At 44.9% G+C, this 12,530-nt stretch carries 6 protein-coding genes; all 6 read left to right on the top strand.

Annotated elements, in window-relative coordinates:
- Window positions 1–22: 22 nt before the first annotated feature.
- The 6 genes from AC0VXX_RS10150 to AC0VXX_RS10125 all read left to right on the top strand — a co-directional run bounded on the left by AC0VXX_RS10150 (window position 23) and on the right by AC0VXX_RS10125 (window position 12,487).
- Window positions 23–241, top strand: a complete 219-nt coding sequence (locus AC0VXX_RS10150; protein ID WP_475514135.1) for a DUF2835 domain-containing protein — start codon at window positions 23–25, stop codon at window positions 239–241.
- 320 nt (window positions 242–561) lie between these two features.
- Window positions 562–2,610: a DUF1302 domain-containing protein gene (locus AC0VXX_RS10145; protein ID WP_475514134.1), complete on the top strand. Its 2,049-nt coding sequence runs from the start codon at window positions 562–564 to the stop codon at window positions 2,608–2,610.
- An 18-nt stretch (window positions 2,611–2,628) separates the two neighbouring features.
- The gene (locus AC0VXX_RS10140; protein ID WP_475514133.1) at window positions 2,629–3,993 is read left to right on the top strand and encodes a DUF1329 domain-containing protein; all 1,365 of its coding nucleotides are present in this window, start codon (window positions 2,629–2,631) and stop codon (window positions 3,991–3,993) included.
- Between the two features lie 52 nt (window positions 3,994–4,045).
- Window positions 4,046–5,056: a WD40/YVTN/BNR-like repeat-containing protein gene (locus tag AC0VXX_RS10135; RefSeq protein ID WP_475514132.1), complete on the top strand. Its 1,011-nt coding sequence runs from the start codon at window positions 4,046–4,048 to the stop codon at window positions 5,054–5,056.
- Between the two features lie 12 nt (window positions 5,057–5,068).
- Window positions 5,069–7,375 (top strand): efflux RND transporter permease subunit, encoded by a 2,307-nt coding sequence (locus AC0VXX_RS10130; RefSeq protein ID WP_475514131.1) that lies wholly within the window; start codon window positions 5,069–5,071, stop codon window positions 7,373–7,375.
- Between the two features lie 267 nt (window positions 7,376–7,642).
- Window positions 7,643–12,487: an NAD-glutamate dehydrogenase gene (locus tag AC0VXX_RS10125; protein ID WP_475514130.1), complete on the top strand. Its 4,845-nt coding sequence runs from the start codon at window positions 7,643–7,645 to the stop codon at window positions 12,485–12,487.
- Window positions 12,488–12,530: the final 43 nt, after the last annotated feature.

The following is a 12,530-nucleotide window of genomic DNA, read 5'->3' as shown; positions in this document are numbered from 1 at the left end:
TCTTATTATTGTTGACGATATTATGGTCTTTTTCTTTTCAATTTATGTCAGTTACCATGATTTTTTAAATTATTATCAAGGATATGTGGATAAAGTCGAAGTTAAGGAAACAGGGGGGAAAACGCTGTGGATCAATGCCCGTCACTTTCGACCTTTCTTAACTCCTGGTGGCCTGTCTGGTCATTTTAGATTAGAGCTCGATGATGCAGGGCAGTTTCGTTCTTTGACTCGAGTACAATAAATTAGAGTGATTACTTCAAACGGATGATCGTAAATCTCTAGCTTAATCTCTCCTATTTTATAAATATAATTGCCTGTTTATTATTGCTTTTTTGATACACCTTCCTTTTTGTTAATCTCTTGTATCTGCTTATTTAAATCGTGCGTTTGAAATGTACGGTTTTATTTGGCTTAAGTGTCCAAATCTCAAGGTAATTTTCTCTTTTTACACCTTGCTCATCGATAGTAAATGCTGTAACAATGGTGTTACCTGTACGCTAACAAGATGTTGGCTACCATTCCTATAACAAAGAATCCAGCAGGTTACGGAGAAGAGCTAAAATGAAAAATCTTAAAAATGGCTTTAATAAGTCAACGCTTGCTTTGGGGATTATTGCAGCGTTGAGCATCGCAACCACACCCCTTGTTCAGGCAGTGTCGTTTGATTGGGGGGAAGTGCAAGGTTCGTTTGATTCAACTTGGAGTGCTGGCGCAAGTTGGCGAGTTGAAGAGCGAAACTGGGAAGATCATATTGGTAAAGTGAATCACCCGCGCTTCGACTGGTCAAATTATTCCGCGTTTAACAATACCAAATATTCTTCAGCAGATATCTGGGCTCAGCCCGGCTCATATTCCAGTAACGGTGACTTGAGTAATATGCTTTATTCTCAAGGTGATGTTACTTCAATGGTGTTTAAAGGTTTACATGAGCTATCACTAAAATATAAAAATTACGGTTTGTTTGCTCGTGGTATGTATTTTTACGATCAAAAGGCGAATGACGGTAGCTATGGTTACAGTGACCCATTAACGGGTAAAGAGTATGATCCTTGTGCTGACTCCGAGGCCTCTAAAGTTCAATGTAAAGATGTGCGCTTGCTCGATGCGTTTGTTTATGGCGATTTTGATTTTAATGATGGTGAGAATCCGCTTAGTGTACGTGTGGGTAACCAAGTAGTATCTTGGGGAGAAAGTACCCTTATTGCCCACGGTATTGGGGTGATTAACCCGGTGGATTTGAATATTCTTAATGCCCCTGGTGCCGAGTTAAAAGAAGCGTTTAGGCCACAAGGCATGGTGTGGGCGTCACTGGGTGTTACCGCTTCCCTATCTGTTGAAGCCTTCTACCAATATGATTGGGAACCAGTATGGGTGCCAACGCCCGGCTCGTTTTTTTCCACCAATGACTTTGCTGGTTATGGTGGCTATGGTCAAAACGCGCAACTTGGCTTTAATGCTAACCCAGATATGAATCTCGATTTTATTGTCTCAGAATACAATAGCTTGCTACAGATGATGGCCTCGGGGCAATATGATGCCGAGACCTTGGGGAGATTGGCTTTAGCGTATCCGACCAAAGCCACTCTAGTTAAAGATCAAGCTAGTGCCAGTGATTCAGGACAGTACGGTGTTAAGTTTGGTTACTATGCGCCAGAACTTGGCGAAACCGAATTTGGTTTGTATTACATGAACTATCATAGCCGCCGTCCTTTGATCAGTGGCACCGCAGCTAATTTTACTGCCGAGGCCATTGGGCGAGATTTAGCTAAGCTGGGCGCAGTTGCTGCTGCCGGAGGCACGGTCGATCGTAACACCTTATTAGGGCTAGAAACCTTTTCTAAGGCACAAATTGAATATCCTGAAGATATTCAGCTTTATGGTTTCAGTTTTAACACCTTGATTGGTGATACGTCCGTTGCTGGTGAAATAGCCCATCGTCAAGATGAGCCGCTGCAAATTGATGACGTTGAACTCTTATTTGCCGCCATGCCTCAGCAACTCGCCAATGCCGGATTGCGCCCTGATTTAGACGGCATATCGCAAATTGAAGGTATAGGCTCTGGCGAGTCAGCCAAAGGGTATATTCTGCGTGATACTACTCAAGCACAGGTCACCTTTACGCATTTATTTGGTCCTACTTTAGGCACCAGTAACTTAACCATGTTAGCCGAAGTCGGTGGTGTGTGGATCCACGATATGCCTGGCTTTGATGAGATGCGTTTAAATGGCCCAGGCACGGCTCGCTCAGGGGGAAATCCTGATATGCCTGGTATTATCGAAGCCCTTCATAACGGCCCAGAAACCAATCCGTTCCCAACTGATTTTTCATGGGGTTATCGAATTGTAGCCAAGGCGGACTACAACAACTTGTTTGCGGGTGTGAACATGGCACCGCGCATTATCTTCTCTCATGACGTTAAAGGGATAACCCCTGATCCTATGTTCCTATTTACCGAAGGTAAGAAAGCGGTCGCTATCGGGGTTAACTTCGATTATCAAAATCGTTGGGGAGCCGATTTCTCCTATAACTCTTTCTTTGGTGGTGTAGGCACGACTAATCAGATGTCTGATCGTGATTACGTGTCATTTAACATCAAGTATTCAATCTAATTCACAAGGACAATAACGATGAAGAAATTAGCCATATTGTCAGCTGCTGTGATCGTTGCATTGAGCGCCCCTGCAGCCATTGCCAAAGTATCAGAGGCCGACGCGGCCAAATTAGGCACATCATTAACGCCACTTGGCGGCGAAAAAGCGGCTAACGCAGATGGGACTATTCCTGCATGGGATGGCGGTATCACGAAAGTGGTCGCAGGTTATGAAAAAGGGATGCATCATCCCGATCCTTTTGCTGCTGATAAAATTGAATTTACCATCACTAATGCTAACAAAGATAAGTACAAGGCAAATCTCACAGAGGGGCAGTTAAAACTGTTTGAGCTGTATCCAGACACATACAAGATGAATGTGTATCAGACTCGCAGGACGGCTTCGGTACCACAATTTGTCTACGATGCCACCAAGGCCAACGCGACTCGCGCCGAGTTAATTGCCGACGGTAATGGTATTTCAGGTGCCGCCGTTGGGATCCCATTTCCAATTCCGCAAAATGGGTTAGAAGCTATCTGGAACCATGTATTGCGTTTTCGTGGTGTTGACCTTGAAACCTCGCGCAGTCAAGCAGCACCGACGGCCAGTGGCAGTTATACCTTGGTTGAAACTGCTGAAGAGCTGCGCTTTGAATATTCACGTCCAGAAATGACCTTAGATCAGTTAAAGGCCTCCAATACACTGTTTTATTTCAAGCAGGTAGTGACCCAGCCTGCACGGTTAGCCGGTACCGCGTTATTGGTTAAAGAGACGATGGATCAAGAAGCTCTGCCGCGCCAGGCCTGGACCTATAACACGGGACAGCGCCGAGTGCGTAAAGCCCCCAATGTGGCATTTGATACACCAGGCACAGTATCTGATGGGCTGCGCACCACAGATGACTTTGACATGTTTAACGGCTCGCCTGTGCGTTATAACTGGGAGTTAATGGGTAAGAAAGAGATCTATATCCCTTACAACGACTATAAGTTGCATTCAGATAAGCTCAAATATGACCAAATTTTGCAAGCTGGTCATATCAATCCTGAGCATGTTCGCTGGGAAAAACACCGTGTATGGGTGGTCAAGGCGCAGCTTAAAGAGGGCATGCGTCATATCTATAAAACACGCATGTTCTATATCGATGAAGATTCTTGGCAGGTGTCGTTAACCGATATGTACGATAACCGTGATGAGTTGTATCGCGTCGGCGTAGCTCATGCGATTAACTACTATGAAGTGCCTACCTTGTGGACCACTTTAGAAGTTATCCATGATCTGCAATCGCGTCGTTATCTTGCTATGGGCTTAGATAACGAAGGTCGTATGTATAATTTTGATGCACAGTTGAGTGAGGCAAACTTCACTCCAGCAGCATTACGACGAGCGGGTATTCGTTAATCACCAATTAGGGAGAGGCCAAAAGGCCTCTCCATTACAAAAGGAAGTTTGTATGTCGTTTAGCATGCTTCGATTGGCCTTGTTGTCTGTGTTGCTCACCACGCACATAAACACAGTGAGCGCCGATACAGATATGAGCTCATCCATTCAGCCATTAGCCGTGCACTCCTTAGTATTAGACTCGACCCTCAAGGCAGATACTGCCGTGGCGGTTGGTGAGCGTGGGCATCTGTTTGTATTTGATGACAACTGGCAGCAGCGTCCATCACCAACTCAAGCCCATTTAACTAAGGTTTATCTGCTTGATGGCAAGCTTGGCTGGGCAGTGGGTCACGATGCCACGGTATTACACACCCAAGATGGCGGGCTTAGTTGGCAGGTGCAGATGAGTTCTCCTGAGATAGAAAAACCCCTCATGGATGTGCTGTTTTTCGATGAGTTAAACGGCATCGCTATTGGGGCTTATGGCATGTTTTATCGCAGTAAAGATGGGGGCAATACATGGGAGCCAGAGTTTCATGGTGAGCTGTTATTTGAAGAAGATATTGCCTACCTTGAAGACTTAAAAGCCGAAGATGAAGCCTTATACCTCAGTGAACGTAGTACCTTGTTGCCCCATTTTAATCGCGTGGTGCCGCTAGATGATTCGCGTTTATTAATGGTGGGTGAGTTAGGGTTAGCTGCGGTCTCAGAAGATAAAGGCATCAGTTGGCAGCGGCTCGATTTTCCTTATGACGGCTCCTTATTTAATGCTTTGGTGACAAGCAAAGGTGTCTACGTTATGGGGCTGCGTGGTCATCTGTTTAAGAGCGAGGATGGGGCAAATAGTTGGCAAGAGATAGCACTGCCGATCCAGTCGACCTTAAATGGTGGACTCATAGTCGATGATAACAAGATAAGGCTCGTGGGTAATGCTGGCGTGATTATCGATGTTTATCATGATGGTTCTGTTGCAATGGTCGCACAACGTCAAGGTGAAAACCTGGTCACTATTAGTCGGGATACTAATGGTAAACAATGGGTTGCGGGTACAAAAGGTTTCATTGAATTAAAACAAGAATAATAAGGCCCTGACATGTTAGATAAAGTAGTTAATGGATTAGAGTCGTTCCTTTTTAGGCAACGGGGATTGGTAATTTTTGCGTTTGTAGTGGTGACACTCTTTTTGGGCTTTCAAGCCAGCCATTTACGCATGGACGCGGCATTTATTAAAAACATTCCGCTTAACCACAGCTATATGCAAACCTATTTAAAGCATCAAAAACAATTTGGTGGCGCCAATAGCATTATGGTGGCAGTGGAAGATACCAGCGGTAATATTTTTAATGCCAATTTTTTTGATTCGCTAAAGCAAGTACATGATCAACTGTTTTTTATCCCAGGCGTTGATAGGGCGCAAGTGAAGTCGTTGTTTTCTCCTTCGACTCGTTTTACCGAAGTGGTGGAGGATGGTTTTGCCGGTGGTCCGGTGATCCCCGCTAATTTCTCTACCACGCCCGCTGGGCTGGAAGTGGTGCGCAGCAATATTGAAAAAGCCGGTATCGTTGGTCGTCTTATTGCAGAAGATTATTCAGCGGCGATGGTCACTGCTCAGTTAATGGACTTTGATCCTCAAACAGGTGAGCCGTTAGACACCTTAGCCTTTGCCACTCAGTTGGAAAAAGAGCTACGCGGTCAGTATGAAAATGAACATATTAAAATTCATATCATCGGTTTTGCCAAAATGGCCGGTGATGTTGCTGAAGGCGCTAAAGGGGTTGTGTTGTTCTTTTTGATTGCCATTTTGGTGACGGCAATCATGGTTTACCTGTTTTCAAAATCAGTCAAATTGACCCTGCTGCCATTAGCGTGCAGCTTGGTGGCTGTGGTGTGGCAATTAGGTTTATTGACGGTTATGGGCTTTGGTCTGGATCCTATGTCGATTCTGATCCCGTTTTTGGTATTCGCTATTGGGGTTAGCCATAGTGTGCAGATGATCAATGCCGTGCGCCGCCGAGTGGGTGAGGGTGAAACCACTAAAGCGGCCGCTGCGCTGGCTTTTAGAAGCTTGCTAGTGCCTGGTGGCATTGCGCTGTTGTCCGATACTGTGGGTTTTATGACTCTGCTGGCCATCGACATTGGTATTATTCGCGAATTGGCGATATCGGCATCACTGGGTGTGGCGGTCATTATCTTAACTAACTTGATTTTGTTGCCTTTATTAATCTCTTATACCAAGATTAATCCGTTAGCGGTTAAGTCACATGCCGGCATAGATAAGCTTTGGTTACGTTTATCCTATTTTGCCACGCCCAAGTACGCTGCAGTGGTATTAGTGCTAACGGTGATCTTGTTTGCTGTTGGTGTGCAACAAGCTAATAAAATGAAAATTGGCGATTTGCAAGGCGGCGCACCAGCGCTGCACTTTGACAGTCGTTATAACCAAGACACTTTTTATATTACCGACAAATTCTCGGTCACTACAGATGTGATGACGGTCATTGTTGAGGCCTTCCCTGAAGCTTGTACTTATCATGATGTTTTGATGCAAATCGATCAGTTTGAATGGTTAGCCGCCAATACCCCAGGGGTTGAGTCGACCGCGAGTTTGGCATCGATTGCTAAGCGGGTTAACGCCGGCTTTAACGAAGGAAATCCAAAATGGCAGGTGTTACCGCGCACCACAGCGAGTCTGGTGCAAGCGGTAGGGCAAATCCCCACCACGTCGGGGCTGCTTAACGGAAATTGCTCGGTGATGCCGGTTTACCTGTTTTTAACCGATCATAAAGCCGAAACCATAGAAGTGGTGACCGACAAGGTCAAAGCGTTATCGGCGCAAATGGATAACGATAAAATCAGCTTCAAATTGGCATCGGGCCCTGTTGGCGTGATGGCTGCCACCAATGAAGCGGTTGCCGAGGCGCAGCTACCTATGATGCTGTATGTTTACGGCGCCGTATTTGTACTGTGTTTGATAAGTTTCCGCTCATTAAGGGCAACGGTTGCGGTGATTTTACCTCTGTATGTGGTATCGACCTTAGCGCAAGCCTTAATGACTCAGCTTGATATTGGTCTTGCGGTCAGCACGCTCCCCGTGATTGCATTGGGCGTGGGTATTGGTGTCGATTATGGCATTTATATCTTATCGACCATGGCTGTAAAACTGCGTGACGGGATGCCGGTGCAAAAAGCGTATCATCAAGCGTTAATCGAACGAGGTAGTGCGGTGATCTTTACTGGCTTAACGTTGGCGATTGGGGTGAGCACTTGGTTCTTCTCGGCATTAAAATTCCAGATGGACATGGGGATCTTGCTGACATTTATGTTTTTAGTAAATATGTTAGGCGCCATAATTATTTTACCCGCGATAGGGGCTGTATTCTGGCGAAACCCAAAGCAGTAATGTATTAGGAGAGCAGATGCTCTCCTTTTTTTTGCATACATTTTGAATAGTTACGCTAAGTTTTCGATTGTTTTTTCATCTAATGACATTAAACGTTGCGAGCTACACAATTAAGCAGGATCTACCACTGAAATAATCCTCGAAATATGGCACATTTAGTAATAGACTTCGCGCTATGACCTAGGTCACATTATTTGGCCCGTCATATGCTCTAGCATCCAGATAATTAAGAAAAGCGCTGCCATAGACCCTAAAGGAAACAGTAACATGGCCTTGAAAGATGCAATGCCTTCAGTATTACTTGAAAATGTAGTCAACCTCATTCACTCAAAAGTCCCTAATTCACAAGCTAAGCAGGTCGAGCAATTCGCCACTTGCATTTATGCTCATATGTCAAAAGATGATTTACATGCACGTAATGATAGCGATCTTTACGGTGCAGTACTCAGTCTTTGGAATGTCGCAAATAAAACGCCTGTCGGCGAAACTCATATCCGCGTATTTAACCCAAGCCAATCTAAACATGGCTGGAAATCATCTCACTCTATTATTGAGGTGATCCATCCAGATATGCCGTTCTTAGTTGATTCGGTAGGTATGGCCCTTAATCGTATGGGCATCACTACCCATATGATGCTGCATACGCCGCTCACGGTGCAGCGAGATAAAGACGCTATTGTTAATGTTACCTATGGCGATGATAAAAACCAAAAATCAGAAAAAGTCGCTGTATTTCTTATCGAAATTGATCGCCTTAGCAGTGATGAAGATATCAAGAGTTTAGAGAAAGAGATTGCTTCTGTACTGGTGGATGTGTCGGCATCGGTTAACGACTGGCAGAAGATGTCAAACAAGTTAACCAGTACCATTAAAGAGTTAGCCACACGTCCTTTCCCTGGTGAAAAACGCGATCTCGACGAAGCGATTAACTTTTTAACGTATTTGAATAATCATCATTTTACCTTGCTTGGTTATCGCCGTTATAGCCTCAATAAAGTTGAAGGTGACTTAGAGTTGGTGCCCGATAATGACACCAGTTTAGGCCTAATGAATGTGCCCGGTAAGCCTAAGTCTAACAAAGGCTTATTGTTATCTACTCTGTCTGATACTGCCCGTAAAGAAGCCCTCGATAAAAGTTTGCTTATTTTAACCAAAAGCAGTGAAAAGAGCCGTGTACATCGTCCAGCCTATATCGATTATATCGGTATTAAACGCTTCGATAAAAAGGGCAATGTGATTGGTGAAGATCGCTTTATCGGTCTGTATGCCTCTAATTTATATAATCGCAGCCCACGTGAGATCCCTCTGTTAGCAGAAAAAATCCAGCGGGTATTAGATGCCTCTGGCTTAACGGCCGGTTCTCATGATTACAAAGCCTTAATGCATATTCTTGAGACGCTGCCGCGTGATGAGATTATTCAAGCACGTGAATCAGAATTGGCCAGCATGGCGCGTGGCGTACTTGAGATGCAAGATCGTGACAAGCTTAAACTGTTTGTGCGTAAAGATGGCTATGGCCGTTTCTTATCTTGTTTGGTTTATGTCTCAAAAGATCGCTATAACACTAAATTGCGTGAAGATACCCAACGTATTTTGGCGCAACATTTTAATACTAATGAAGACGTTGAATTCACGACTTATTTCTCCGAGTCAACGCTGGCACGTACTCATTACATTGTTAAAGTCGATAATAATAATACGGATGTAGATGTGGCTGCTATTGAAAATAACCTGATTGAAGCGGCGCGTTCTTGGGAAGATAAACTCAGTAGCGCGTTAATTTCGGCAGAAGGTGAAGAGTCGGGCAATCGTTTGCTTAAGCGTTATGTCGAGGCATTTCCACGCAGTTATAAAGAAGATGCTTTGCCGAGCTCTGCGGTGGTCGATATTGAACACCTAGAAGCGCTTGATGATGAGCACAAGTTAGGCATGCTGTTTTATCAGCCGCAAGAAACTGCATTAAACGACAATAAAGTTAGGCTTAAGCTGTTCCATAAAGATGAACCTATCCATCTTTCAGATGTGCTGCCTATGCTTGAAAACTTCGGACTTCGGGTGATTAACGAACGTCCATACGAAGTCAAAACGGCAGATGGAGCCACTTTCTGGATTCTAGACTTCTTGATGACAGTTCAAGGGGCCGCCGTCGATAACTTAGCTGACAGTCAAGATAGATTCCAGACTGCGTTATCACAAGTGTGGAACAAAGAATTAGAAGATGATGGCTTTAACCGTTTAGTGTTAGCGACGGGATTAACGGGACGCGAAGTCTCAATACTGCGCGCTTATGCTAAATATATGCGTCAAATTGATGCTACCTTTAGCCAAGCCTACATTGAGCAAACCTTTAGTGGTTACCCACAAATCGCTGATTTATTGGTTAAAATGTTCATTCGTAAGTTTAATCCTAAACTGAAAACACGCACATTGGCCAAGTTTGTCGAACAGATAAACCTGCGCCTAGATGATGTGTCTAGCCTAGATGATGACCGCATTATTCGTCGTTACCTCGACTTAATTAATGCGACATTACGTACTAACTTCTATCAAACCTTGGCCGATGGCAGTAATAAGCCATACGTTTCGTTTAAGTTCTCTCCAGAGCTTATTCCTGAAATGCCACGTCCGCTGCCTAAGTTTGAAATTTTTGTTTACTCGCCGCGTGTAGAAGGGGTTCATCTACGGGGTGGTAAAGTGGCTCGTGGTGGTTTGCGTTGGTCCGATCGCCGCGAAGATTTCCGCACCGAAGTTCTGGGTTTGGTTAAAGCACAACAAGTAAAGAATACCGTGATTGTCCCCGTTGGGGCGAAAGGTGGCTTTGTGTGTAAGCAACTGCCAACCGAAGGTGGTCGTGATGCCATGTTCACCGAGGGTCAAGAGTGCTACCGCTTGTTTATCCGTGGTTTGTTAGATATCTCTGACAATATCATCGAAGGTGAAGTCGTTCCGCCTGTCAATGTGGTACGTCATGATGAAGATGACCCATATTTAGTGGTGGCCGCCGATAAAGGCACCGCCACCTTCTCTGATATTGCTAACGCCATTTCACAGGAATATAACTTTTGGTTAGGCGATGCATTTGCATCGGGTGGCAGTAATGGCTACGACCACAAGAAGATGGGGATCACCGCGCGCGGTGCATGGGAGTCGGTTAAACGCCACTTCCGTGAGATTGGTATCGATTGTCAAACCACCGACTTTACCTGTTTAGGTATAGGTGACATGGCCGGTGACGTATTTGGTAACGGTATGTTGTTGTCTGAACATACCCGCTTAGTCGCTGCATTTAACCATATGCACATCTTTATCGACCCAACACCTGATGCAGCCTCCAGCTACACAGAACGTGCCCGTTTGTTTACTTTGCCGCGCTCGAGCTGGGAAGATTACAACCAAGAGTTGATTTCAAAAGGTGGTGGCATCTTCCTGCGCAGTGCTAAATCCATCACCTTGACCCCAGAGATCAAGGCGATGTTGGGCACCAAAAAAGCATCGATGACGCCTAATGAGCTGCTTAAAGAGCTGCTTAAGATGCGCGTTGATCTGATTTGGAACGGTGGTATCGGTACTTATATTAAAGCATCGAGCGAAACACATGCCGAAGTCGGCGACAGAGCCAACGATGCACTGCGCGTTAATGGCGGTGAAGTGAAGGCGAGTATCGTCGGCGAAGGCGGCAACTTAGGTTGTACCCAATTAGGCCGTATTGAATATGCCGTAGCCGGTGGCCGCATTAATACCGACTTCGTTGATAACGTGGGTGGAGTGGATTGCTCAGATAACGAAGTGAATATCAAAATCTTACTTAATGCGTTAGTGGCAGAAGGTGAGATGACATTGAAGCAGCGTAACCGCTTATTAGTCGAGATGACTGACGAAGTGAGCCGTATTGTACTGCAAGATTGTAAAGATCAAACGCGCACCATCTCTGTGACTCAAGTACGTGGCGCCGAGCAACTGAAAGAGCAAATTCGTTTCATTCACTATCTTGAGAAAGAAGATAAGCTTGATAGAACATTGGAGTTCTTACCTTCAGATGATGAGCTAGCCGAACGTCTGGCCAATGGTAAAGCCATGACGCGTCCAGAGTTATCTGTGCTGGTAGCTTACGCGAAAATGGTGCTTAAAGAGCAGTTATTGACCCCAGAAATTACCGAAGATAGCTTCTTGAGTCAGTTGTTAGTTGAGTATTTCCCTAAGCAACTGCAACAAAATTACAGTGATCGTATGGTGAACCATCCATTACGTGCTGAAATTATTGCGACGTCATTAGCCAACGAATTGGTTAACGATATGGGGCTTAATTTTGTACAACGTATGCAAGATGAGACAGGTGCCTCAGTAGCCGAAGCTGCGATTTGTTACACTATGGCACGTGAAGTATTTGGTTTAGCTGAATTAACTCAATCTATCACGGCACTCAATGGTGTGGTTCCTGCGGCTGTTCAAGGCGAAATGCTACATCAATTGCGTCGTAATTTACGCCGAGCATGTCGTTGGTTCTTACGTCATCGCAGCCGTAATCAAAGCATTGAACAAACCGTTGCTTTCTATAGACCCGTCTTTGAAGCACTGCGTGAAAATGTGCATCAGTATATGGTCGAAGATGAAGTCAACGAGATTGGTACTGAGATTGCAGCTTTGGTTAAAGAAGGTGTGCCTGATAAAGTGGCCACTGATGTGGTTAACATGAGTACTTTGTTCTCTGCATTGGATATTTCACAAATTGCGCAACTTGAAGATAAGCCAGTCGCGTTAGTGGCCGAAACTTACTTTAAGCTAGGCGCGAAAGTGGAATTGCATTGGTTCCTTGAACAGATTAGTGCTCAGCCTGTGGCTAACCATTGGCAAGCATTAGCTAGAGCGGCCTTTAGAGAAGAGCTTGATTGGCAACAACGTGCGCTAAGTTCGGTTGTACTGCGTACCTGTACCGACAGTTGTGATGCTGACACCATTATTGCACAGTGGATCGAATCCAATCAGGGCTTATTGGAAAGATGGTTCCACATGCTTGCAGACTTTAAGACATCGCAAACCCACGAGTTTGCTAAGTTCTCAGTCGCGTTACGTGAGCTGAATCTGTTGATCCTCCATTGTGATGGTCAATCGTAAAATTTATAATAATAATAAGCCCTGGCAATAGCCGGGGCTTTTT

The sequence above is a fragment of the Shewanella sp. QJM3NY_23 genome, from assembly GCF_056173105.1.
This window is presented reverse-complemented; position numbering and strand designations above follow the sequence as displayed.